The organism is Clostridium carboxidivorans P7 (genome assembly GCF_001038625.1).
GTDB lineage: Bacteria > Bacillota > Clostridia > Clostridiales > Clostridiaceae > Clostridium_AM > Clostridium_AM carboxidivorans.
Genome location: NZ_CP011803.1, coordinates 3,744,714 through 3,765,166, shown reverse-complemented (window position 1 = coordinate 3,765,166; position 20,453 = coordinate 3,744,714). Strand labels below are relative to the sequence as shown.

Genomic DNA, 20,453 nt, shown 5'->3' with positions numbered 1-20,453 from the left:
CCAGCTCTTGTCCCCATTGTAGCATATTAAACCTATATATATCAATAGTATGCTCAATGGTATGAAATTTATACCAAATGGGAGGATGAAGAATTTGAAAAATGCTAAGAAAAAACTAAGACTTAAATTTTATGTTTGGATAGATGAAAGTGGCTTAAAACACGTTGGCGTAATAGGAAAAAACTTTTAGATAAGGAGATGAAGCAGTAATTATGGCACAGCTAACATGGATTAAATTAAATATAGATATGTTTGATAATAGAAAAATTAAGCAGATACGTAAGCTCCCAGGTGGAAATGACATAGTTCTATTTTGGGTTATGCTGCTTACTCTAGCAGGTAAATGTAATGCTCAAGGATATATCTTACTTACTGAAAGCTTGCCATATAAACCAGAAATGCTTGCAACTGAATTTGATATGGAACTTAATACAGTAAAAATGGCACTAGAAATATTTGAAAAGTTCAACATGGTAGAGACACATAATGAGGGCATTAAAATATCAGGATGGGAGGACCATCAGAATCTGGAAGGAATGGATAAGATAAGAGAGCAAAATAGACTAAGAAAACAAAGACAAAGATCTAAAATCAAAGAATTACAAGCACCTGCGCAAGGTGAATCTTGTGGAACTGAAAATACAAATCACGTGACGTCACAAAAAAGTCACGATATGTCACGTGACAGTCACGATATAGAAGTAGAAGGAGAAGTAGATAAAGAAGTAGATAATACTACTACTGCTACTACTGGAAATGAACCTGTGGATAATGTGGATAACTTTATAGATTTTTTTAATAATAACTTTGGCCATCTCATGACACCCTTCGAGTTTCAAATATTACAAAGTTATATTGAAGATGGTATGCAATCTGCAGTAATTACATTAGCACTTCAGGAAGCTGTTGAAAAAGATGCTAGAGAAATAAGTTATATAAAGGCAATATTAAACAGGTGGCTAGAACATGGACTAAAAACTGTAGAAGCAGTAATGGCAGATAAAAGAGATTTTAAAAATAAGAAAAAAAAGAAAGAACCTAATAGACAGCAATTCAGCAGTAAAAAAGAAAGCACATTCAATAATTTTGAGCAGAGGAGCTATGATTATGACGACCTGGAGAAAAAATTATTAGGGTGGCAAAAGTGAGGCGAAAAAAGTGTATGAGCAAATAAGCATACTAGGAGAGAATATCCAAGTTCCAAATGGATCTAAAATTAAGAAATTTGAGGATATTTTAAAAGAGCTGCAGCAAGTAATAGAAGCTAAGAATCACAAAATAGCTTATTTGGAAGATAAAAATAAAAAATTAAATTCTAAAATTCAAAGCATAAACTCAAGATTCAGTAAAGAACAAATTAGTATAAATTCAGATAAAGCTAGATTCTTAATTGCATTTATACAGTTGTATAAAGGTAACTTTGCTAGATTTAGGAGCATAAATGAGGATGCTGAACAAAAAGTTTTGACGTTTATAAGCAACGTTTTATATGAATTAGGTGATATGACTTTTCAACGTAATGAAGAGAATATGAAATTTTACAACTTAGAGGATGTTAAGGATCTACTTACAAATGACTTTAACTTTAGCTAACAGATAATAATTTATAATTTGAAAATTATGAGTATTAAGAAAGGAATTTTACTATGAAATATGAATCTAAATATTTAACTATTCTTACTTGTCCTAATTGTGGCAAAGAAAACAAAATGCCATGTAACTTTTGTGGAAAATGTGGGCAAAAATTACTTGAAGATAAATGTCTGCACTGCTGGAGAACAAGTAAAAAAATCGTTACAAGCAAAGCAAAAAATTGTAACGAGTGTACTATTAATAAATTTGCTCCAGTTGGCCTATATAAATAATTTAAGTCATAATTCAAAGAATAGCTGCAGGAGGTGGTTTGATGTTAGCTTACTGGGGAAAGAAAAGAAAACTTGTAAATATACTTAGATTTTCGGAAACCGGAGCAGTAGAACTATATGAATTAGAAAAGGAACCAGGAAACATGTTTATACCTTTGATAGTGGATGGTAAGAATGTCGAACCTTTTGAGATAGTAGAAAATGAACAAATAAGTATGTTTTAAATTAAATCAGCGAGAAACTTTTATAGAAAGGGTGAAAAAATGGAAAAACCTATATTATTTAATACACAGATGGTTAAAGCAATTTTAGAAGGTAGGAAGACAAGTACAAGAAGAATAATTAAAAATGTCGAAGGAATGGAGTATGATAGAAAACTCAATAATGGAAATGTACTTTTTAAAGATGCACACATTTTTACTACTAAGTTTGAAATAAAAACTCCTTATAAAGTAGGAGATATTCTTTATGTGAGGGAAACATGGGCAAATACATGGACACCTGATGGTGAAGAAGGTTTTGTGTATAAAGCAGATGGTGAACCGGCTAAATTCCCTTATTGGGGGAATGCCAACCAGTGTAAAGATGAAGTATGGATACCTTCAATTCATATGCCAAAACAAGCAGCAAGAATATTTTTGAAAGTTACTGATATAAAAGTTAAAAAAATAAGGTCAACAACTGCAGGAGAGTGTAAAAAAGAAGGTATTAAAATTGATTACCCTATTACTGATATATATACTGCAGATGAATATATAGAAGAATTTAAAAAGTTATGGAATATTACAGTAAAAAAAGAATCTCTTGATAAGTATGGTTGGAAAGCTGATCCTTGGGTATGGGTAGTTGAATTTAAAAGAGTTTTTAAAAATACAATCTAATTATCTGTATATATGGATAGTTATGTAATACAAAGAATTCATGAAGGAGGGTTTAAAGTCACATGACATATGGAAGTAGATTTAATTTATTTTTCAAAACTGATACAGAAAAGACTAATCAAGAAAAGATAGAAGTATTAAAGCAATATTCTACTGGTGATATTTTGACATTATTAAGAAACATTGAAGAATCACCAAGAGAGTTTGATGAAGAGATCATAAAAAGTGTATATAGTTGTTTATTTGATAAAGGCATTATGTGTATTTAATGTCATGTGCTTCAAAAAAAGAGTTGGAAGAATATAAATTAATATAAGTCAAAGGTGGGTGAAATGCTCATGAATAAGTATCAAAAGCAGATATCGAAGGCAGCTAAAAAAACTTATAAAATATTTGGACTTTCAGGAAGATACGATTTGTTCTATAGAGACTGCAAAAGAGAGTATAAAAGATATGAAAAATTTAGAAGACATGAGAGAAAAATTGCTAAAGCTTTAATGATAGGGCTCATGAAAGGGCTTGGATTATAAAAAGTACAAAGAAATTATAGGAGGTAAAGTATGAAAAAATCTGAGTTCATGGATGAAGTAGTTAGAACCTACTATAACAATGATTGCACGGTTTCTGAAGCTATAGATATTACAGCTAAACAATTAGGAATAAGTGATTTAGAACTTCAAAATTGGTTTAGGGGGAATGGAAATGCAGATGAAGTGGGACCCAAAGGAAGAGGAGTTCATCAGAGCTAATAAGCCGATTATGGATGCAAATAAGTTGACAGAAGAGCTTAACAAAAAGTTTAAAACTAATAGAAGTAAAGGATCAGTAGACAGCAAAATACAGCGAATGTCTTTGACTAAAAAGAAAAATCATACGACTGAAAATGGTAGCGAAGCAGCACTAGAGATAGAAGGCAGAAAGCATACTCAGCAAATTAGGGAAATAGCAGACATGATTAATTTAAACAAAGAAATAAAAATTAAAGTAACTGCTGATAAGCAGAATGTTCCAATTAGGTTCATAGATGGGGTAGTAATAAGTAAAAATAGCAAGTTTATAACTGTTAAATCAGGGAATTATAAAGAAAGTTTCATGTGCGCAGACTTTTATACAAGAAAGGTTGAGATCATATGATAATAAATTACTTAAAGGTAGAAGTCATATATGCCAAAAGAGGCAAAGTGCAGCAGTCAGTAAAACTTTCAGAGTGGGCACATAATGAACTTGAAAAAAGGAAGAACTTAAAAGGCTAGGATTAGAGATAACTTTAGATATAGTTTTAATTTAAGTGTACTAGAGTATTAATTTACTAATACAAAAAGAAAGGAGAAAAAATATGGCTGTCAGTGAGAAAGCACAAAAGACCTATGAGATTTTGCAAAGACGTAAAAAGCTAAAGGAGTATGCAAGAAGAGCGTTACAGTGCGATTTAAATAGTTTAAGCATAAGAGCAGTAGAGAAAACATGTAGACGAAAAGTAGGACAAGTTACAAGGAGGTAAAGTTTATTAATGAACTGGACACCAGAGCAATATGAAGATTATTTAAAACGAAGAGGACAAAAGCTAGAAAAACCAAAAGCTAAGAGACAAAAATATAATAACAATGGCTGCTGGCATGATGGAGTATTTTTTAGAAGTCAGTTAGAAATGAAAAGGTACTGCCAGTTAAAATTATTATTCCATGCTAGAGAAATAGCAGGATTCATATTACAGCCACAATTCATTCTTCAGGAAGGGAATATAGAAGAAAGAGCAATTACTTATAGCGCAGACTTTTTAATACTAAATAATGATGGGACTTATTCAGTGGAAGACACTAAAGGGTATGAAAGCGAGCAATGGAAACGAACTTACAAGCAATTTAAACTAAGATATCCAGGTATAAAATTAGAAATCTTAAAAGAAGTTTAGCATTATGTAAGAAAGGAGAAGGTAGTATGAAAAAACTTACCATAGTTGAAGGCAGCTCTGGTGAAATAATAGAGGACATAGAGTTTTCTGGAGGATATAACATTCAATATGCAAGTAATGAAGACTCAGGAAGAATTCAGAAAGTTACTCGACTGGATAATGCAAAGTTTGATGAAAAGCATTGGATTAAAAATCTAATATATAGACCTATATGCTTCAAGTTAGTTAGTAGGTTTGAAGAATTGAAATATATTAAACCAGATAAAATTTTATTTTTAGAAGATACCTATTGGAAACCAACTGGAGGTAAAAAATCTTGGATAGCTCGGATCAAGGCAACAAATAATGAACTTTATTCTGTCACAGGTTATGAATACATTATAGAAACTAGAGAGTACTACACAGAAAAGATGAGCAAGGAACAGGTAGTAGCACTTATGTACCATGAGTTAAGGCATATAGATAGTGATGGAACATTAAAAGATCATGATATTGAAGATTGGTCCAATATGGTAGCTACACTTGGAAAGGATTGGGCAGAAACAAAGGCAAATATAGCAGATATTTTAGATGATGAATTTTTATGGGACGAGCTTAGAAAGGCAGGAAGACAAGTATCTATATATGACTATATAGGCAGGGATAAAAAGTAACAAGTCAGGGACTTTAGGTCCCTGAAAGGAGGGAGGAAAGTGAAGAAAGTAGATAAAAATAATATTGAGCCTATAGATGGTCAGTTAAGTATATTTGACATACAGATTACAGAAAAACCTAAATCGTTCACAAAAAAAGCTGAAATGGCTATAGAAAATGGTGTTTTGGTCACAGAAAATCCTGTTTTGGCTACAAAAATTATCACTAAAGTTGCATGTAAAGAAAATGAGAAAATTATAAACCCTTTAGTTCCAACGGAAGAGCAGCAACAATTCCTAAAGAAAAATAAGGTTAAGGAAAATGAGAATTTATCTAGGGTAATTAAGTACTGTGGTGGAGGATTAGGTATTGAAGTAGTATATGAAAATTCTTATAGGACCATTTACATTAATAAAGATGGAAGAGAGGAATTTACTATACCCAATAAGTCTCCAGTGCTTCCAATGGATAAGATCATGTACTATAAATCTGAATTTAATGCAAACACCATACAGAAAGAGAATCTACAAAAGGTACTTGGTAAATTTAAAAATAGTATAAAAAGAGTAATCAAAAGAAAAGGTGACAGTAATATACTCATTGAGCTTTCAGATAATGTAATAGATATTCTTGAAAATGGATGGATTATTGATTTTACAAGTATAAATAGAGTTGATTGTAATCAAGAAGATGTTATGAAAATATTAGTTGATGAAAAAGAAGAAGATGAGTCTACAGTACCAGAAATAAGCAAAGCTAAAGTTGGTGATTATGTACAAGCTATGTATGGAAAGAACATCATAGAGGGAACTATAGTGCGTGAGTATGGAATGGGAAAGGATATTTTAAACATTATATTTGACAATGGTACGAAGCATACTGCCATAGGAAAGATGCAGATTTTAAAAATATTAAAGAGTGCTTAGGTGGGTGATTAGATGAGATTAACAATTACACGTAAGAAAGTAGATTTAGATGAATGTTTTCCTGAAGATATAGATCAATACTATGATTTAGCAACTCAATATATAAATCTAACTACAGAAGATTGTAGCCACGCATTTAAATTAAGTCAGAAAGCATGGGTACTTGCAGATAGGTGGGCAGCTATAGCAGCTAATGCAGGAAAGTTAGCAATGAATAAGGATAAGAAAATTAATAAAACTGATCTTAAAGATTATTGCTATAGGAAGTATAGGCAAATGCAATATATTCATGAGCATTGTAGGATGATTTGGAATAAGGGAGAAGATGCTCAGAAAGAAAAGAGAGTTGGAAAGTAATTTATGAAAATAATGATTATGGATTACTCCAGTAAAAGTTTATGGTATTCAAATAAAATAGGAAAAACCTATAGAGTAACTAAAGATGGAGAAGTAAGCAAAAAGGATGCTGAGGTTATAGAAAGGTAGGGTAATTATGAAGATTACAATAGAAGGTACTCATGAAGAAATTGAAAGAGCTAAATCTGTAATAGACTTTACATGTTTCTTTAATAGTGAGTTTTGCAATTCAAATATTCCATGTGAAGCATGTGCAGAAAACCAAAAACTTAAAATTGAATATATTGTTAAAAGCCATAAACGAGAAAGCAGATTAACATGCCATTTAGAAAAATAGGCATAATGAAAATTATACGAAGCATCGGGGAGGGTGGAAATGAGAAGATTAATTAGAAATAAAGTAATAAATAAAGAGTGCTTAGAAGGTACTAAAGATATAGAAAGCAAAAGTATAGACATGATATTCTGTGATTTACCTTTTGGAGAAACACATAATTCATGGGATAAGGTAATTCCTTTTAATGAGCTATGGGATGCTATAAATAGAGTAAAAAAAGACAATGCAGCAGTATGTTTGTTTGCTAAAGGAAAGTTTGTAGGACAGCTAATGTGCAGTAATTTAGATAGTTATAAATATAAAATAGTTTGTAAAAAAAGACAACCTAAAGGATATCAAAATGCTAGTAAAATGCCTATGAAAGCACATGAAGATGTTTTAGTATTTTATGATGAATTACCTATATATAATCCTCAGAAGACTACTGGACATAAAAGAAAAGTAGTAACTGTTAAAAAAGAAAATAAAAGCTCAAATTACAATGCAAATATATCTGATTATCACTATGACAGTGATGAAAGATATCCTTTAGATGTATTAGAGTTTGCATGGGATACTTATCCTCTGCACCAAACACAAAAGCCTATAGAGCTATGTGATTGGTTTATTAAAACCTATACAAATGAGGGAGCAACGATTTTAGATTTAACTACAGGGTATGGAAGTATTCCATTAGCTGCTATAAAGAACAATAGAAATTTTATAGCTTTTGACAATGGAGTGTGTGAGAAGCCAGGAGAATATTATGGTCAATATTGGGCGGAATTAGCAAACGAGAGAATTTGGGAAGAAACAAGGCAGCTTAAATTTGTTTAGGTGTGTAATTCAACAAGCAGCTATAGGAGCTGAAAATTATACGTCATTATGATGGAGGAATGTTTATGAAGAAGAAAAAAGAAAATGGAATATATGTTGAATGTCCTTTAACTCAGTGTTTAAAGAATAAAGAGGGATTTTGTAAAACTGATATTTTAAATAATGATATTTGCATGGATAATCCTCTAAATAATTTAGAAAGTAATACAACAATAATAATGCATAATCATAAAAGTGGTAAATCAGGGCGTAAAACATTAACAAACTTGGAAGAGTTGCAAATTATGAAGATATTTAAAGATATAAAATTTGAAAATATGGAGGTATAGCTGTGAATAGACCTCAAAAAACTATTAATAAAAAGATAAAAGAGAATTATTTGTTTTTCATCGGGAGTTATTATAAACAACGCAAGATTCTTAAGAACGCTCTAAAAAGCAAAGACCAAAAAATATTAGATATATGGAAAATAGACAAGTCGTAATACAAATATTAAGGACATTAAGGGTAAGGTTTTAATACTTTATTCTCAAATGAAACTCATGTAGTAGAAGGTGGTTGAGTGAATCACAAGAAAAATATGATTAAACTATTTGAAAAAGTATCATATAGGCACAATCTATGGACGGTATATTCAGATTTTTTAGAAATGTCAGCCATAACGTTAAGCAATTCAGTAGACTTCATAAATAGATCCAAAAGGGAAAAAAGGTACATGGATGTAATAGCAGCATATTCAAAAGAAGAAGGAGCAATTTTTCCGAAGTTATTTGCAGAATTAGTAATGGCACTGGAAGAAGAAACAAGTGATGTGTTGGGAGAAATATTTATGGAGCTTCAACTGGGTAACAAATGGAAGGGACAATTTTTTACACCAATTCATATATCAAAGGCTATGGGAGCTATGACTATAGAAAATATAGATACAGTTATAAAAGAAAAAGGGTTTATTACTGTAAGTGAACCGTCAGCAGGGGGAGGAAGTACAATAATTGGGCTAGCATTAGCACTAAAAGATAAAGGTTATAACTACCATATCCTTTTGATAGTTACTGCAGTAGATTTGGATATAAAAGCAGTTCATATGTGTTATATACAATTAAGCCTTTTAGGTATTCCAGCAATAGTACTTCATGGAAATACTTTATCTATGAAAATGTATGAAGAGTGGAAAACACCTTTTTATGTATTAGGCGGATGGCAATTCAGGAAACAGAAAAAGCCTAAAAAGAAGATAGATTTTCAGGTTAAAGAAAATGGCCAGATGGCTATGTTTTAGGGGGATAAAAATGATTAAGCAAACTATAAAGTTAACATTGGTAGAAATGTATGCAATAAAGCATGCATTACAGTTTAAAATGCTAAACAGAAGAGCAGTAGTTTCGGTGTATAAAGATAATCCAAAGTTAAAAAAAGGATTAGAAAAATTAGAGAAGGACATAGCTCATGAAGAAGTACTTATAAAAATGTTTGAAAGTGAAATAAGAGATTTTAGGGAGAAGAATAATATCAAATAAGGAGGATAAAATTGTGGAACAGCTAGCAAAAGTGTCATTAAAGGACTTCATAGCTGGGACAAAAGAAGTAAGATTTGAGAGTATTCATAAACCTATATATCATAGGTGCCTATTCAAAATAAATGGGAAGAAACGCAGAGCATTAATATGTTTTGAAACTGGGGTAATACTTGTAGGTGGACAAGTAGTTAGAAGGTGTAATGTATGTTAACATTAATAATTTTAGTTACAACCATAACTCTTATAATAGTAACTCCAGTAATATCATTAGCTATATGTAAAATAGCCAAGGAACTTAGAAAGGATGATAAAGATGCTAGAAATTAAATTTTCAGAAGAAAGCTTAAAAAATTTTAGAGCCTTATGTGTTGGTTTAGTAGTTGGTTTTACTAATGCTATAGGAAATGTTGTTAAGGCAGTGCAAAAAGCTGAGGAAAATATGGCAGAAAAGAAGAAACTAGAATCCATAATTGGAACTAAACCTATGGATACTTCTGAATTAGTTGAATTTATGGATAAACTTTCCGAGGACTTAAAAGAAGTAAATCAAGTGAAGATAGATGATGGAGACAAGCTAAGGCAGAGTTGGAAGCATAGAAGCTATAAAAATAGATTTAATTCAAGAGTAGTAAACAAAAAGATATTACATCATAAATGCAGAAATAATTGCTAAGGGAGAATAAAAATGAATAAGTATCTAGTTTCTTATGTTTATAAGAGTGATAGAGTTGCGATAGGAAGTGTAGTTTTAGATTTAAATAAATTAGATGTTGAAAGTTTGGGATGTCATATAAAAATTGCATTAAAAGCTGAAGAAGTAGTAATTATTAATGTTGTAAAGTTAAAAAAAGAAAATCAACTATTGAAATTATTAAGTGGGGTATTTAGGAAGATATTTAAAAAACAGATCATGAAACATGAATTTAAACAGGCTAAGAAAAAAGAATTTAAGGTTTAGGAGGACAAGCATGAAAGATTACTTAAGAGATTACGCAACAGCTGCATTTAGGTTTTACGCTCAAAATGGAATGTCAGCTGAAAAATATAAACAGAAACTATACATTGAAGCATTAGATGAAATAAAGAAAAAAGAAACACAAGTTAAAGATGGAATATCTAAACCTACAGAGCAGGCTCTTATTGCAGCAGAAAAAGCAGTAAATGAAAGAATATCTGAAATCAATGATATGGAGGCAGTAGATAAAGTTTTAGCAGAACTAGAAGCAAGGCATAAAAAACATATAATAAAGGCAATAGAAATTGTATATTTTAAGGATGCTGATAAAGAATTTACTATAGGTGATATACAAGATAGAGTACATGTTGCATCAACTAAAATACCTGCAGGTGAGAGATCAATATATAGATGGTTAAAGCAAGCGAGAGAATTATTTTCATATCAGAGAGGATTAAGAATTTATAAAGTTGGCAGTAACTAGGGTATGTCAAGTGATATAATATATACAGTTAGAAATTTAAGGTTGTGCCATAAAGCAGGGATTATAAATCGGTGACAATAGCAAAAAGAATCAATTGATTAACTTCAGTTGATTCTTTTTATTTATTTATTTGATTTATTAAACCCGGGAAGATACTTAAAATCTTCTCGGGCCATGTTATTCTTTATAATTTTTGCCTTTATATTTAAAAATTTTTACTATTTTTCCATTATGTTTTTCAATGGAAATGTAGCTATTATTAAAAATACAAAACAAAATATAGAGAACTATGACCTGAATATAATTCAGGCTATGCATAGTTAAATCTCCTTTTATTTTTATACATCAATTTACTTGAATTAATTTTTACAATTATGAGTATAACCAAATTACAGAAAAATATAACCTTATGATAAAAAATATATTATAAAATTTTAAGGAAGTGGGAATATGTTAAATATTTATACAAGCTATAGGTGCAGAACATGTAAAAAAGAATTTGTATTGCTAACAGATGATGTAGACAATATGGCTAATGGTAGGTATTTAACATGTCCTTATTGCAATAGTAAAAGAGTTGTAAAAGAAAAGGCTTCGGATAGTCTTAAGGAATGTATGCAGGAAAGAAGTTATAGGAGAGTTAATGGAGCTATTAAACAGGTTAGGTAAATAATTGAAAAGTATTTGGCATAAGATAGTAAAAAAATTATTTAGAGGTAGTATCATGAATGATCTCAATAAAGGAAAAATAGTGTCTTATTGTGAGTTTGTAAGTCGTGGTAAACCAACGGCTATGATGCCATTACAAGATAGGTACATAGAAGAAGCTGAAAGCATTATAAATAAAAATAATTTATTTGCTTACATAGAAGATTTATCAGAAGGATGGAAAACTATATGGATATATAAAGAAAAGTATATGTTAGAAATAATAAAGAATTTACCTGAACAACCAAAGACTGTTTTTGATCATTGGATTCTAGGTAAAGCCTTTGGTTATTCAGATGAGTCAATTAAAAAGTTCATAGGAATTAATCAACTTTTGTAAACTCAGTTTTATGACATTTAGGGCATGGTGGTAAAGTATCTGTATCTTGATCTAAATAAATCACTTCACCACAGACAGTACATCTGTAATGACCTTTACCAGGTTTATCACCAGTATGGTACATAATATCACCTCCTTATAATTGAATATTCAACACAAAATGTTAAATTCCTCTAAAATTAGGAAGGAAATTTGAAAATTATGGAGAATATGTAGGTTATGGAGGTGATATTATGCATAAATTTACAAAGTATTTAAAGAATGTGCTAAATACTAATATATTTTATATATTAGCAGCTTTTCAATCAATATCTGTTATTGGGTATTTATTATTTATAAAAGACTTACCAAAGCCAGGTGGGCTATGGGAAGTCTTAGTATTTATGTTTATTAAAACTGATAAATATTTTTTATGTTTATTTTTAGGAATAATAGCACTAATAATTAATTTTATATTAATTTTATCTTTATTTACAAGAATACCCATAATTGAAGAGTTATTAGAAGATTATTATGATGAAAACATAAAAATAAGCAAAATTAAATTCATAGTTAATTTGATTTTAGGAATACTTTTATTAATACTAAATATAATTTTTCTTAAATTTTTATTTTCTATAATATTTATTTTAGTTATAGTAGTAGCAGTTATTATAATATTTTCTAAATAAAAAAGAGCTTCTACAAGCTCTTTTTTATGTTCAAAACAAAACAAATGCATATAGCAATGAGGTGGTGATATGGCAAACATAAGAGCTCCAGACATAAAAGAGCAGGCAAAAAAAGATTACATTAAAGGCATGAAATATAAAGATTTAGCTGAAAAATATAATGTAAGTTTGAATACCATAAAATCATGGAAGACAAGGTATAAATGGAATAGAAAAGGTGTGCATACAAAAGAAGAAAAAAATAAAAAAAGTGTGCACACAAAAAGAGGAGCACCAAAAGGAAATAAAAACTCAGTAGGTCATGAAAGCAGTGTCCCAAAAGGTAATAAAAATGCTGAAACCCATGGCTTTTTTTCTAAGATTTTTCCACCTGAAACAATAGACATAGTTGAGGAAATTATGGTTAAAGATCCATTAGATATGTTATGGGAAAATATTATAATTCAATATACTGCAATAGCAAGGTCCCAAAGAATTATGAATGTTACTGAAAAAGAAGAAATGATTAAGGAACTTAAAAGGTCTAAAGTTAAATCAAAAGATAGAAGCACACAAAAAACTTCTACAAATGAGTCTGAACAAGAGTATGAATATGAGTTTCAGTTTGCATGGGATAGACAGGCTACATTTTTACAAGCACAATCAAGAGCCATGTCAGAACTTAGGAGCCTTATTAAGCAATATGATGAAATGCTGCATACTAATTGGAATTTAGCTACAGAAGAACAGAAACTTAGAATTAATAAGCTAAAAGTTGATATAGAAAAAACAACAGGTGATGGTAATAAAGATAATGATTTAGCTAAAGCAGTTCTTCAGGCCATGGATAAAAGGAAGAATGGTGGCAGCAATGAATAATGATTTTTGGGTTAAGATAGTTACCACATACTTTAATGATCCTATAGGTTTCTTTGAAGACATACTTAATTTTTATCCTGATAATTGGCAGAATGAAGCAGGTAAAAGTGTAAGGGATAATCCTAAAACTGCAATAAGAAGTGGACAGGGTGTAGGAAAAACAGCTTTTACAGCATGTTTAATTTTATGGTATATTGCCATGCATCCATATGCAAGAATAATTGCTACTGCACCCACAAAGCAGCAACTACATGATGTACTTTGGGCTGAAATAAACAAATGGTTAACTGGGACCATACTTGATGGAAAAATCATATGGAAGAAAACTAGAATTGAAATGAGTGGTTATGGAGCTGTATGGTATGCAACTGCAAAAACTGCTACAAGACCTGAAAATATGCAGGGATATCATGAGCAGTATATGCTTTTTGTTGTGGATGAAGCCTCCGGTGTAGAAGATAAAATATTAGAGGCTATATTAGGTACTTTAGGCCATAAGGATAACAGACTATTACTATTAGGGAATCCAACTAAAACAACTGGAATATTCCATGATGCTTTTTTTAAGGATAAGGTTGATTATTACACTGTAAAAGTTAATGCCAGGAATGTTAAAAGGACCAATAAAGATAATATAGAGTCACTTATTAGAAAGTATGGAGAAGATTCAAATGTAGTAAGAGTTAGAGTTGATGGAGAGTTTCCAAAACAAGAGGATGATGTATTCATTCCACTTGAATTTATAGAGCAATCCATAATGACTGAGTATGTAGAAAGAGATACTGAAAGCATTGATTTAGGTGTGGACGTTGCTAGATTTGGGGATGATGATACAGTAATAGCTAAGAAAATAAATAATAAAGTAGATCCTCTTTTGATAAGAAGAGGCCAGGATTTAATGAGAACAGCAGGAGATGTTCTTTTTTCTTGCACTAATTTAAGAGAAAAATATCCAGAGTATTTTAAGCAGGGTGGCAAAATAAAAGTAAAAATTGATGATACTGGACTTGGTGGGGGAGTAACAGACAGAATTAAGGAAGTAAAAAGAGATAAAGGATTAGATTGGATTACAATATATCCGGTTAATTTATCCATATCAATTCATAATAAATTTTACTATGATATAACCACTTATTTGTGGAGCATAGTAAGAGATTTAATTGACATATCTGGAGGTAAAAAGTGTGAGTTAATACTTCCTAACGATGATGATTTAGTAGGGCAGCTGTCTTGTAGAAAATATATTTATCATTCATCAGGAAAAATTAAAATTGAATCTAAAAAAGAAATGAAAGCTAGAGGACTTAAATCACCGGATAGAGCTGATGCAGTTACTTTAGCATGTTTACCAGTAAAAGAACAAGTTAACGAAAGACAGAAAGGAGGTAGAGCAGGTAGAATATGAACAACACAGTAGTAGTTAAGAAAATAGTTGCAAATGATGCAGTAGGTCAAAGTAGACAAATAGACAAGGACCCATTTACAGGATTATATAACAATGGAGTAATAGCACCACTTTATGATCCTGAGCTTTTAATAAGACTACCAGAGCAAAGTGATATATTGCAACAATGCATAGAAGCTTATAAAACTAATATAGTTGGTTTTGGATACAGTTTTAAGTATGACATTGATTATGATAAATCAGATGAAGCAACTAAAAAACAATTAGATTTAGAATGGAATAAATATGATAACTTCTTTAAATACTGTAATTTTGATGAATCTTTTGTTGAAATTATGAAGAAAGTTATTGATGATAGGGAAAAGCTTGGCTGGGGGGCTATTGAAGTTATACCTGATGGGTTAAACAATCCAGCGGGATTTGAGCATATACCAGGACATACTTTAAGAATGTGTAAGAGAGAGGATATATTAGTTGATATTGATGTGGTTATAACTGATGAAAATGGAAAAGAAGTAACTATAAAAAGGAAAAAGAAGTTTAGAAAATTTGTTCAGATAAGAGGGATTAACACTGTTTACTTTAAAGAATTTGGAGATCCACGGGACATGGATTGTAATACAGGTGAATATGGCGAAAATATTCCTGAGGAAAGAAAGGCAACTTCAATAATGTTTTTCAATATTTACTGTCCTTATACAGAATATGGGCTACCTCGATATTTAGGAAACGTGCTAAATCTTCAAGGCAGCAGAAAGGCTCAGGAACTTAATTATAATTACTTTGATGATGGCAGGCACATACCATTAGCAATAGTCGTGGAGAATGGACAACTAACACAATCATCCATAGATATGCTTAAAAATTCAAAAGGTGAAAGTGCACAACATGGCTATTTAGTACTTGAAGCTGAAGGATTTAAAGATGGTGATGGATTATTAGGAACTGAAGAAAAGTCTAATAAAGTTAATATAAGATTTGAAAAGTTAGCTGAGATACTTCAAGATGATGCATTGTTTCAAGAATACTGTAAAAATAATAGAACTAATATAAGATCAGCATATAGATTACCCCCAATATATACAGGAGAAAGTCAGGACTATAATAAAGCTACTGCAGATACTGCAAGGCAACTTACCGAGGAACAGGTTTTTCAGCCTGAGAGGGAAGATCTAGGATTCAGGCTTAATAATCTTTTAAAAACTAAGTTAGAAATAAAAAATGTTTCAATGTTTCTTAAATCTCCAAGGATAACTGATAATGGAGAGATAGCAAGAGCCTTGTATCCATATATAACATGTGGTGCAGCAACTCCTAATATGGTTTTAGATGCAATGGGTCAACTATTAGGAAAAGAATTTGAGCAATTTGAAGGTGATTGGGCTAATCAACCACTACAAATAACTTTGAAAGAGTTAGAACTTCAAAAGCAGGCTCAACAGTTACAAAATGCTGTTCAAAAATCTGATGAAAATGGAATACTAGAAGCTTTAAAGGATATTCAGTTAGCAGTAGAGGGAGCTCTTGGGGATGAGTAGAAGAAAAAAAGTATTAAAGGCTCTTTCGATAGGATTAAAAAAGGCTATAGCTAAAGCTGACACAGATACAAAGGATTATTTTGCAAAGGTTCAAGGCAATAAAATTTGGATAAGTGATGCAGAACAATTTTCAAGAGATGTAGAAAAAGTTATGACGGACTTCTTTAATAAACAGAAAAAGGATTATATTGCAAGAATAAAAAATGCTGCAGAGGATGAAATAGCAGCACAATCCTTAGAGAAAAATCTAGAAGCTATTTTATTTTCAGACGAGGATAAATACATTAAAAAATTAAGTAAGAAGATGCAGCCTTTAATTCAGCAGTATATAAAAGATTTAGCAAAGAAAAGTGTTGAGGATTTAGCAAAAACCTTTCAATCAAAAATAAAAGTTGAAGATCCCGATTGGGGAAAGCAAAAAGATGATGAAGAAAAGCCATCCTATTTTGATGAAAAATTCTTTAATAAAAATTCTGTTGAATGGATAAAAAATCATGTTATTAAATTTTCTCCAGAAGTTCAGCAGACAACTCATGATGCTGTAGTTAAATCTCTAGTAGAAGGATATAAAGCTGGTGAAAGCATGGATGAATTAGCAAGTAGGATGGATAACCTTACAGAGTTTAATAGGACTAGAGCTATAAGAGTAGCCAGAACTGAAACAATATCAGCCAGTAATGCAGGAGAATTTGAAGGCTACAATCAATGTGATTTTGTTATAGGTAAACAGTGGCTTTCAGCACATGATGGTAGAACTAGATCGGACCATGCAGCTGCTAATGGTCAGAAAAGAAAAGTAGATGAACCTTTTAATGTTGGAGGATACAAGCTTATGTTCCCAGGAGATAGTTCATTAGGTGCTCCAGCAAAAGAGGTTGTTCATTGCAGATGTACTACAGTTCCAATATTTGAGGGAGAAAGTTTAGATGAATAATTTTTATAAGGGGTGAGTGCAATGTTGGATATAGTATTAAATGTATCAATTATAATTCTTCTTATTAGTTCTATTTGTGTAGATACTAAGAGAATTAAAGTGACAAAAGAACTTACTAAAGTGGATAGAAATTTAGAAGAAAAATTAGTTGAGTTTAGATCAGAGATACAGTGTAAGTTAAGATCGCAAAAGGAACATACTATTTCATTTGATGAATTAGTCGAAGAAGTTAGAAAAAGGATAATAGAAAATATAAAAAAGAGCAATAGCATGAAGTAAAGAATATCAACTCAAAGATTTGAAGGAGAAAGCTTAGAGTAATTTTGGAGGATGAGAAACTATGGATAATGAATCAGAAAAATTCTTAAATGAAAAAGAAATGTTTTGTTTATCAAAGCATGTTCAAGAATTAAAAGAGATTGTATGCAATTCATGTAGTACATGTAAGTATCAAAAGGAATGTGTTAAAAATGGTTTTTCCTTTGAAAAAGAGACATTGCTGCACTTAGAGCGAATAACCGATAATGTATGCAGAAAAAGCCTTGGGCACTCTAAAAAACTTGCCCATTTAGAGATTACGTTAGATGCAGATAATAATGCCATTAATATTGGTAAGGTAGCAGATGCATTGGCCAGAAAACTAATTAAATGTAGTTCTAAGTATAGGAGAAGAAAATAAATGAATATTGATATTAAAATAGGTGAAGGACCCTATGAACTTGAAGCATCTATAGATGGTAAAGATGTATCTAGTAGATTAAAGAAAGTAGCAATAGATAAATCTATGGATACTATTCCAGTAGTAACAATGACTTTTATTCCTGAAACATGTCATGTAAATGGTGAAATTGCTTTTGCAACTATTGAAAAGGAACTTAAAAATTATCCAACTGAAGAATTGCTTGATGAGGTATTTAAAAGAGAACAGCGTCAATTGTTTAAGAAAGATAAGACAGTATACGAGTTTTGGAAAAAGCTAAAAAATAAACATACTTAATATAGAAAGCAATAAATAGAGGTGATGAAAAAATGCCAGCCAAAAATTTTGAAGTGAAAATATCTAAAGTAGATGAACAGAATCATATAGTTGAAGGTGTTGTGTATAGACCATCAAAAGTTTTTAAAGAAGATGGTACACCAGAAGATCATATAGACACTCAAGGAGATTGGGCAACTGTAGATGATGTTAAAAAAGCTTGTCATAGCTTTGGTAAAAAGTTGGCTCTAACACAATCTATATCTAAAGCAGGAGTAGATAAGGGCCATAATGAAAAAGGTGGATATGGTTTTGTAGTAGAAAATTATATAGCTAAAACTGATATACCAGACATTAGCGCAAAACAGGATGATTGGTGTGCAGCAGTAGAAGTTACTGATGATGCAGCCTGGAAGCAAATACAAAAGAAAGAGATTACAGGTTTCAGCATTGGGGGTACTGCAATTTATATAACACCTGAAGAAGGAGGTGAAGAGAGTGCCACAAATGACTGATATGGATATTAATTTTATATCTTTAGTTAAAAAAGGAGCCAATAAGCAGAAAATACAAATCTATAAAAGTGATGATTATCAAGAACCCGAAACTAATTCAGTAGATGATGATGTTAAGGGTTTTTTTAATGTAGTTAAATCATTCTTTGCAGGGAAAAAAGAAGTTCAAAAGGCTGATGGTAAGCCAAAGCCACCAACTGACTTTGCAGGAGCTATAGCAGCACAAGATGTATCTGACAACTTAGATAATGCCAGATGGACCTTAAGAACTGTTATGTATAATATTCTTGCTGATGATACCATAACGGATAAAAAGGCTCAAATAGGAACTCAAATTGATGCTTTTAAAACTTATGTGTTAAATCAGTTAGACCAGGTTGGTATTAACAAATGTGCTGAACAGCTTAAGGCAGAGCCTATAGAAAAGGCAGGTAAGAAAATAGCTACTGCTCGATTGGATAACATTAAAGGTGCAATAACTGCGCTTCAATCTATAGTAGATGAAGTTGAAACCACAAACAATTCTGAAGGAGGAGATGAAGAAGTGAAAAAAGAGGAGATAACTGAAATAGTAAAATCGGCATTAGGTGAAGGTTTAAAGCCTATCACTGATAGATTAGACAAAATTGAAAAAGAAGATGGTTCAGATGGGTCTAAGAAAGAAGTTAACAAGGAAGATATATCTGAAATAGTAAAATCAGCTGTAGCAGATTCATTAAAGCCTATAGATGAGAGAATTGCAGCAGTAGAAAAAGCAAGAGGAATATCAAAGCAAACTGAGACAGAGACACAAACAACTGAAACTGTAAAGAAATCAAATGATGTATTTAAAGGACTAGACATATAAGGAGGAGGATATCATGTCAATAAGTAATGGAACAATAATAGAAAAAGCAGCAGTAACAACTTCAGGTAAAACTAACGGGATGCTGAATCCTGAGCAATCAAAAGCTTTCTTAAATATGATTTTTGATGATAGCTCATTTTTAGGAGAGTTATCTCATCAAACAAGAACCGTAACAAAAGGAACCATTGATAAGTTGGGGATAGGTAGACGACTTTTAAGAGCTCAAGTGGAAGCAACAGATACTCTTTCAGGTAAAGGTGTAGAACCAGTTCTTGGTTCAGTACCTTACAGCTGTACTGATGTAGTACTTGGTGCTGAAATATCAGAAAAATTCTTAAGAGAAAATATTGAACAGGAAGGATTTGAAACTAAATTCATGGGGATGATAGCAAGTCAGGTTAAAGTTGATATGCTTGACTTAGCATTTAATGGAGATACTGCAGTAGCGACTGCAGATCCAGATCATGATTTTTTAGTAATTGATGATGGCATAGTAAAGCAACTTGCAACAGGCTCACATATACTTGATGCAACTACTATAGGTACAGCTTTTACAGATAGCATATTTACAGGAGCTTTAAGAGCATTACCTTCTAAATACTTTAATAAAGATAAGTTTAGATGGATAGCTAACAATGATATGTATATAAGATGGATTGAGTATTTAAAGAAAAGAAATACAGCTGCTGGAGATATGGCTATATTAAATGGTACCAATATAAACCCACTTAATGTTGAGTGGAGAATAGTACCTAATTTTCCTGATAACAAAATAATCCTTGGAGATCCTTCGAATTTTACAGTAGTTAACACATATGATATAAGTTTAAGAAAAACTACAGAAGGTAAAGAGGCAGTATTTAGAGACATGAGATTCTATGCATTACATTTAAATATGGATACTATAATTCTTGAAAAAGATGCAGTAGTAACTATAGATAAAATACCAGCAATAGGAGCTTAATGGAGGGTATGAAG

40 protein-coding genes are annotated in these 20,453 nt (G+C 31.2%); 39 read left to right on the top strand and 1 reads right to left on the bottom strand.

Annotated features, from left to right (window positions below):
* The first annotated feature begins 212 nt into the window (after positions 1-212).
* From Ccar_RS26165 to Ccar_RS16610, 28 genes are all read left to right on the top strand, one after another.
* A complete protein-coding gene (locus Ccar_RS26165) occupies positions 213-1,148 on the top strand; it encodes a phage replisome organizer N-terminal domain-containing protein (protein WP_053075348.1) in 936 nt (311 codons plus the stop codon).
* A 10-nt stretch (positions 1,149-1,158) separates the two neighbouring features.
* Entirely contained in the window at positions 1,159-1,593 is a 435-nt protein-coding gene (locus Ccar_RS16720; RefSeq protein ID WP_048030282.1) for a hypothetical protein, read from the top strand.
* 53 nt (positions 1,594-1,646) lie between these two features.
* Positions 1,647-1,865: a double zinc ribbon domain-containing protein gene (locus tag Ccar_RS16715; RefSeq protein ID WP_048030280.1), complete on the top strand. Its 219-nt coding sequence runs from the start codon at positions 1,647-1,649 to the stop codon at positions 1,863-1,865.
* Positions 1,866-1,906: 41 nt separating this feature from the next.
* Positions 1,907-2,089 (top strand): hypothetical protein, encoded by a 183-nt coding sequence (locus Ccar_RS16710; RefSeq protein WP_048030278.1) that lies wholly within the window; start codon positions 1,907-1,909, stop codon positions 2,087-2,089.
* Between the two features lie 39 nt (positions 2,090-2,128).
* A complete protein-coding gene (locus tag Ccar_RS16705; RefSeq protein WP_048030277.1) occupies positions 2,129-2,746 on the top strand; it encodes a hypothetical protein in 618 nt (205 codons plus the stop codon).
* 62 nt (positions 2,747-2,808) lie between these two features.
* Positions 2,809-3,015, top strand: a complete 207-nt coding sequence (locus Ccar_RS16700; RefSeq protein ID WP_048030275.1) for a hypothetical protein — start codon at positions 2,809-2,811, stop codon at positions 3,013-3,015.
* 69 nt (positions 3,016-3,084) lie between these two features.
* Positions 3,085-3,276 (top strand): hypothetical protein, encoded by a 192-nt coding sequence (locus Ccar_RS16695; RefSeq protein WP_048030273.1) that lies wholly within the window; start codon positions 3,085-3,087, stop codon positions 3,274-3,276.
* 30 nt (positions 3,277-3,306) lie between these two features.
* Positions 3,307-3,495 carry a hypothetical protein gene (locus tag Ccar_RS16690; protein ID WP_048030271.1) on the top strand — a complete coding sequence of 63 codons (189 nt, stop codon included), beginning with the start codon at positions 3,307-3,309 and terminating at the stop codon, positions 3,493-3,495.
* A complete protein-coding gene (locus Ccar_RS16685; RefSeq protein WP_156184588.1) occupies positions 3,449-3,880 on the top strand; it encodes a hypothetical protein in 432 nt (143 codons plus the stop codon). The genes Ccar_RS16690 and Ccar_RS16685 overlap by 47 nt, the downstream gene beginning before the upstream one ends.
* Positions 3,877-3,999, top strand: a complete 123-nt coding sequence (locus Ccar_RS27610; RefSeq protein WP_278336731.1) for a hypothetical protein — start codon at positions 3,877-3,879, stop codon at positions 3,997-3,999. Before Ccar_RS16685 ends, Ccar_RS27610 begins: the two co-directional genes overlap by 4 nt.
* Positions 4,000-4,082: 83 nt before the next feature.
* Positions 4,083-4,247, top strand: a complete 165-nt coding sequence (locus Ccar_RS26845) for a hypothetical protein (RefSeq protein ID WP_156184587.1) — start codon at positions 4,083-4,085, stop codon at positions 4,245-4,247.
* A gap of 9 nt (positions 4,248-4,256) precedes the next feature.
* Positions 4,257-4,658 (top strand): DUF1064 domain-containing protein, encoded by a 402-nt coding sequence (locus Ccar_RS16680; protein WP_048030267.1) that lies wholly within the window; start codon positions 4,257-4,259, stop codon positions 4,656-4,658.
* 26 nt (positions 4,659-4,684) lie between these two features.
* Positions 4,685-5,311, top strand: a complete 627-nt coding sequence (locus Ccar_RS16675) for a putative metallopeptidase (protein ID WP_048030265.1) — start codon at positions 4,685-4,687, stop codon at positions 5,309-5,311.
* 39 nt (positions 5,312-5,350) lie between these two features.
* Positions 5,351-6,217: a hypothetical protein gene (locus Ccar_RS16670; protein WP_082141608.1), complete on the top strand. Its 867-nt coding sequence runs from the start codon at positions 5,351-5,353 to the stop codon at positions 6,215-6,217.
* Positions 6,218-6,229: 12 nt separating this feature from the next.
* Complete coding sequence (locus Ccar_RS16665; protein ID WP_048030264.1) at positions 6,230-6,574, top strand: hypothetical protein; 345 nt, start codon at positions 6,230-6,232, stop codon at positions 6,572-6,574.
* A 3-nt stretch (positions 6,575-6,577) separates the two neighbouring features.
* Complete coding sequence (locus tag Ccar_RS27605) at positions 6,578-6,703, top strand: hypothetical protein (RefSeq protein WP_278336730.1); 126 nt, start codon at positions 6,578-6,580, stop codon at positions 6,701-6,703.
* Positions 6,704-6,710: 7 nt separating this feature from the next.
* On the top strand, positions 6,711-6,911 hold the full coding sequence (locus Ccar_RS16660) for a hypothetical protein (RefSeq protein WP_048030262.1): 201 nt from the start codon (positions 6,711-6,713) through the stop codon (positions 6,909-6,911).
* Between the two features lie 39 nt (positions 6,912-6,950).
* The gene (locus Ccar_RS16655; protein ID WP_053075347.1) at positions 6,951-7,727 is read left to right on the top strand and encodes a DNA methyltransferase; all 777 of its coding nucleotides are present in this window, start codon (positions 6,951-6,953) and stop codon (positions 7,725-7,727) included.
* A gap of 65 nt (positions 7,728-7,792) precedes the next feature.
* Positions 7,793-8,056, top strand: coding sequence for a hypothetical protein (locus Ccar_RS16650; protein WP_048030260.1), 264 nt, complete (start codon positions 7,793-7,795; stop codon positions 8,054-8,056).
* 233 nt (positions 8,057-8,289) lie between these two features.
* Positions 8,290-9,006, top strand: a complete 717-nt coding sequence (locus tag Ccar_RS16645) for an N-6 DNA methylase (RefSeq protein WP_082141607.1) — start codon at positions 8,290-8,292, stop codon at positions 9,004-9,006.
* Positions 9,007-9,016: 10 nt separating this feature from the next.
* Positions 9,017-9,244, top strand: coding sequence for a hypothetical protein (locus Ccar_RS16640; RefSeq protein ID WP_048030259.1), 228 nt, complete (start codon positions 9,017-9,019; stop codon positions 9,242-9,244).
* Positions 9,245-9,257: 13 nt separating this feature from the next.
* A complete protein-coding gene (locus tag Ccar_RS16635) occupies positions 9,258-9,455 on the top strand; it encodes a hypothetical protein (protein WP_048030257.1) in 198 nt (65 codons plus the stop codon).
* Positions 9,449-9,571: a hypothetical protein gene (locus Ccar_RS27600; RefSeq protein WP_278336728.1), complete on the top strand. Its 123-nt coding sequence runs from the start codon at positions 9,449-9,451 to the stop codon at positions 9,569-9,571. The genes Ccar_RS16635 and Ccar_RS27600 overlap by 7 nt, the downstream gene beginning before the upstream one ends.
* A complete protein-coding gene (locus Ccar_RS16630) occupies positions 9,558-9,917 on the top strand; it encodes a hypothetical protein (RefSeq protein ID WP_048030255.1) in 360 nt (119 codons plus the stop codon). Before Ccar_RS27600 ends, Ccar_RS16630 begins: the two co-directional genes overlap by 14 nt.
* A 12-nt stretch (positions 9,918-9,929) precedes the next feature.
* On the top strand, positions 9,930-10,202 hold the full coding sequence (locus tag Ccar_RS16625) for a hypothetical protein (protein WP_048030253.1): 273 nt from the start codon (positions 9,930-9,932) through the stop codon (positions 10,200-10,202).
* Between the two features lie 10 nt (positions 10,203-10,212).
* Complete coding sequence (locus tag Ccar_RS16620) at positions 10,213-10,683, top strand: hypothetical protein (RefSeq protein WP_048030251.1); 471 nt, start codon at positions 10,213-10,215, stop codon at positions 10,681-10,683.
* Positions 10,684-11,133: 450 nt separating this feature from the next.
* Positions 11,134-11,352, top strand: coding sequence for an Rpo12/RPC10 RNA polymerase subunit family protein (locus Ccar_RS16615; protein WP_048030249.1), 219 nt, complete (start codon positions 11,134-11,136; stop codon positions 11,350-11,352).
* Positions 11,353-11,407: 55 nt separating this feature from the next.
* Positions 11,408-11,731, top strand: coding sequence for a hypothetical protein (locus Ccar_RS16610; protein WP_048030247.1), 324 nt, complete (start codon positions 11,408-11,410; stop codon positions 11,729-11,731).
* Here the strand turns inward: Ccar_RS16610 and Ccar_RS16605 are convergent.
* Positions 11,715-11,855: a zinc ribbon-containing protein gene (locus Ccar_RS16605; RefSeq protein ID WP_048030246.1), complete on the bottom strand. Its 141-nt coding sequence runs from the start codon at positions 11,853-11,855 to the stop codon at positions 11,715-11,717. The two genes, Ccar_RS16610 and Ccar_RS16605, sit on opposite strands and share 17 nt — an antisense overlap.
* 109 nt (positions 11,856-11,964) lie before the next feature.
* Between Ccar_RS16605 and Ccar_RS16600 the strand changes: the two genes are divergently transcribed.
* The 11 genes from Ccar_RS16600 to Ccar_RS16550 all read left to right on the top strand — a co-directional run bounded on the left by Ccar_RS16600 (position 11,965) and on the right by Ccar_RS16550 (position 20,439).
* Positions 11,965-12,402, top strand: coding sequence for a hypothetical protein (locus tag Ccar_RS16600; RefSeq protein WP_048030244.1), 438 nt, complete (start codon positions 11,965-11,967; stop codon positions 12,400-12,402).
* A gap of 69 nt (positions 12,403-12,471) precedes the next feature.
* Entirely contained in the window at positions 12,472-13,260 is a 789-nt protein-coding gene (gene terS / locus Ccar_RS16595; RefSeq protein ID WP_048030243.1) for a phage terminase small subunit, read from the top strand.
* Complete coding sequence (locus Ccar_RS16590; RefSeq protein WP_053075346.1) at positions 13,253-14,665, top strand: DEAD/DEAH box helicase family protein; 1,413 nt, start codon at positions 13,253-13,255, stop codon at positions 14,663-14,665. The genes terS and Ccar_RS16590 overlap by 8 nt, the downstream gene beginning before the upstream one ends.
* Positions 14,662-16,203 (top strand): phage portal protein, encoded by a 1,542-nt coding sequence (locus Ccar_RS16585; RefSeq protein WP_048030240.1) that lies wholly within the window; start codon positions 14,662-14,664, stop codon positions 16,201-16,203. The genes Ccar_RS16590 and Ccar_RS16585 overlap by 4 nt, the downstream gene beginning before the upstream one ends.
* Complete coding sequence (locus Ccar_RS26160; RefSeq protein ID WP_053075345.1) at positions 16,196-17,137, top strand: phage head morphogenesis protein; 942 nt, start codon at positions 16,196-16,198, stop codon at positions 17,135-17,137. The genes Ccar_RS16585 and Ccar_RS26160 overlap by 8 nt, the downstream gene beginning before the upstream one ends.
* A gap of 21 nt (positions 17,138-17,158) precedes the next feature.
* Positions 17,159-17,416: a hypothetical protein gene (locus tag Ccar_RS16575; protein WP_048030237.1), complete on the top strand. Its 258-nt coding sequence runs from the start codon at positions 17,159-17,161 to the stop codon at positions 17,414-17,416.
* Between the two features lie 61 nt (positions 17,417-17,477).
* The gene (locus Ccar_RS16570) at positions 17,478-17,816 is read left to right on the top strand and encodes a hypothetical protein (RefSeq protein WP_048030235.1); all 339 of its coding nucleotides are present in this window, start codon (positions 17,478-17,480) and stop codon (positions 17,814-17,816) included.
* A complete protein-coding gene (locus Ccar_RS16565; protein ID WP_048030234.1) occupies positions 17,817-18,134 on the top strand; it encodes a hypothetical protein in 318 nt (105 codons plus the stop codon).
* Positions 18,135-18,166: 32 nt separating this feature from the next.
* Entirely contained in the window at positions 18,167-18,628 is a 462-nt protein-coding gene (locus Ccar_RS16560) for an XkdF-like putative serine protease domain-containing protein (RefSeq protein WP_048030231.1), read from the top strand.
* Positions 18,612-19,475, top strand: a complete 864-nt coding sequence (locus Ccar_RS16555; protein WP_048030229.1) for a hypothetical protein — start codon at positions 18,612-18,614, stop codon at positions 19,473-19,475. The genes Ccar_RS16560 and Ccar_RS16555 overlap by 17 nt, the downstream gene beginning before the upstream one ends.
* A 13-nt stretch (positions 19,476-19,488) precedes the next feature.
* Positions 19,489-20,439, top strand: a complete 951-nt coding sequence (locus Ccar_RS16550; protein WP_048030227.1) for a phage major capsid protein, P2 family — start codon at positions 19,489-19,491, stop codon at positions 20,437-20,439.
* The last annotated feature ends 14 nt before the right edge of the window (positions 20,440-20,453 follow it).

What these genes read in the sequence shown, in the direction of transcription:
- Ccar_RS16650 (WP_048030260.1), top strand. Translation starts at nt 7,793, where the DNA reads ATGAAGAAGAAAAAAGAAAATGGAATATATGTTGAATGTCCTTTAACT.
- Ccar_RS16550 (WP_048030227.1), top strand. Translation starts at nt 19,489, where the DNA reads ATGTCAATAAGTAATGGAACAATAATAGAAAAAGCAGCAGTAACAACT.
- Ccar_RS16610 (WP_048030247.1), top strand. Translation starts at nt 11,408, where the DNA reads ATGAATGATCTCAATAAAGGAAAAATAGTGTCTTATTGTGAGTTTGTA.
- Ccar_RS16620 (WP_048030251.1), top strand. Translation starts at nt 10,213, where the DNA reads ATGAAAGATTACTTAAGAGATTACGCAACAGCTGCATTTAGGTTTTAC.
- Ccar_RS27605 (WP_278336730.1), top strand. Translation starts at nt 6,578, where the DNA reads ATGAAAATAATGATTATGGATTACTCCAGTAAAAGTTTATGGTATTCA.
- Ccar_RS26165 (WP_053075348.1), top strand. Translation starts at nt 213, where the DNA reads ATGGCACAGCTAACATGGATTAAATTAAATATAGATATGTTTGATAAT.
- Ccar_RS16680 (WP_048030267.1), top strand. Translation starts at nt 4,257, where the DNA reads ATGAACTGGACACCAGAGCAATATGAAGATTATTTAAAACGAAGAGGA.
- Ccar_RS16570 (WP_048030235.1), top strand. Translation starts at nt 17,478, where the DNA reads ATGGATAATGAATCAGAAAAATTCTTAAATGAAAAAGAAATGTTTTGT.
- Ccar_RS16565 (WP_048030234.1), top strand. Translation starts at nt 17,817, where the DNA reads ATGAATATTGATATTAAAATAGGTGAAGGACCCTATGAACTTGAAGCA.
- Ccar_RS16685 (WP_156184588.1), top strand. Translation starts at nt 3,449, where the DNA reads ATGCAGATGAAGTGGGACCCAAAGGAAGAGGAGTTCATCAGAGCTAAT.
- Ccar_RS16710 (WP_048030278.1), top strand. Translation starts at nt 1,907, where the DNA reads ATGTTAGCTTACTGGGGAAAGAAAAGAAAACTTGTAAATATACTTAGA.
- Ccar_RS16630 (WP_048030255.1), top strand. Translation starts at nt 9,558, where the DNA reads ATGCTAGAAATTAAATTTTCAGAAGAAAGCTTAAAAAATTTTAGAGCC.
- Ccar_RS27610 (WP_278336731.1), top strand. Translation starts at nt 3,877, where the DNA reads ATGATAATAAATTACTTAAAGGTAGAAGTCATATATGCCAAAAGAGGC.
- Ccar_RS26845 (WP_156184587.1), top strand. Translation starts at nt 4,083, where the DNA reads ATGGCTGTCAGTGAGAAAGCACAAAAGACCTATGAGATTTTGCAAAGA.
- Ccar_RS16605 (WP_048030246.1), bottom strand. Translation starts at nt 11,855, where the DNA reads ATGTACCATACTGGTGATAAACCTGGTAAAGGTCATTACAGATGTACT.
- Ccar_RS16625 (WP_048030253.1), top strand. Translation starts at nt 9,930, where the DNA reads ATGAATAAGTATCTAGTTTCTTATGTTTATAAGAGTGATAGAGTTGCG.
- Ccar_RS16585 (WP_048030240.1), top strand. Translation starts at nt 14,662, where the DNA reads ATGAACAACACAGTAGTAGTTAAGAAAATAGTTGCAAATGATGCAGTA.
- terS (WP_048030243.1), top strand. Translation starts at nt 12,472, where the DNA reads ATGGCAAACATAAGAGCTCCAGACATAAAAGAGCAGGCAAAAAAAGAT.
- Ccar_RS16560 (WP_048030231.1), top strand. Translation starts at nt 18,167, where the DNA reads ATGCCAGCCAAAAATTTTGAAGTGAAAATATCTAAAGTAGATGAACAG.
- Ccar_RS16690 (WP_048030271.1), top strand. Translation starts at nt 3,307, where the DNA reads ATGAAAAAATCTGAGTTCATGGATGAAGTAGTTAGAACCTACTATAAC.
- Ccar_RS16705 (WP_048030277.1), top strand. Translation starts at nt 2,129, where the DNA reads ATGGAAAAACCTATATTATTTAATACACAGATGGTTAAAGCAATTTTA.
- Ccar_RS16665 (WP_048030264.1), top strand. Translation starts at nt 6,230, where the DNA reads ATGAGATTAACAATTACACGTAAGAAAGTAGATTTAGATGAATGTTTT.
- Ccar_RS16575 (WP_048030237.1), top strand. Translation starts at nt 17,159, where the DNA reads ATGTTGGATATAGTATTAAATGTATCAATTATAATTCTTCTTATTAGT.
- Ccar_RS16640 (WP_048030259.1), top strand. Translation starts at nt 9,017, where the DNA reads ATGATTAAGCAAACTATAAAGTTAACATTGGTAGAAATGTATGCAATA.
- Ccar_RS16655 (WP_053075347.1), top strand. Translation starts at nt 6,951, where the DNA reads ATGAGAAGATTAATTAGAAATAAAGTAATAAATAAAGAGTGCTTAGAA.
- Ccar_RS27600 (WP_278336728.1), top strand. Translation starts at nt 9,449, where the DNA reads ATGTTAACATTAATAATTTTAGTTACAACCATAACTCTTATAATAGTA.
- Ccar_RS16675 (WP_048030265.1), top strand. Translation starts at nt 4,685, where the DNA reads ATGAAAAAACTTACCATAGTTGAAGGCAGCTCTGGTGAAATAATAGAG.
- Ccar_RS16615 (WP_048030249.1), top strand. Translation starts at nt 11,134, where the DNA reads ATGTTAAATATTTATACAAGCTATAGGTGCAGAACATGTAAAAAAGAA.
- Ccar_RS16695 (WP_048030273.1), top strand. Translation starts at nt 3,085, where the DNA reads ATGAATAAGTATCAAAAGCAGATATCGAAGGCAGCTAAAAAAACTTAT.
- Ccar_RS16700 (WP_048030275.1), top strand. Translation starts at nt 2,809, where the DNA reads ATGACATATGGAAGTAGATTTAATTTATTTTTCAAAACTGATACAGAA.
- Ccar_RS26160 (WP_053075345.1), top strand. Translation starts at nt 16,196, where the DNA reads ATGAGTAGAAGAAAAAAAGTATTAAAGGCTCTTTCGATAGGATTAAAA.
- Ccar_RS16715 (WP_048030280.1), top strand. Translation starts at nt 1,647, where the DNA reads ATGAAATATGAATCTAAATATTTAACTATTCTTACTTGTCCTAATTGT.
- Ccar_RS16600 (WP_048030244.1), top strand. Translation starts at nt 11,965, where the DNA reads ATGCATAAATTTACAAAGTATTTAAAGAATGTGCTAAATACTAATATA.
- Ccar_RS16660 (WP_048030262.1), top strand. Translation starts at nt 6,711, where the DNA reads ATGAAGATTACAATAGAAGGTACTCATGAAGAAATTGAAAGAGCTAAA.
- Ccar_RS16590 (WP_053075346.1), top strand. Translation starts at nt 13,253, where the DNA reads ATGAATAATGATTTTTGGGTTAAGATAGTTACCACATACTTTAATGAT.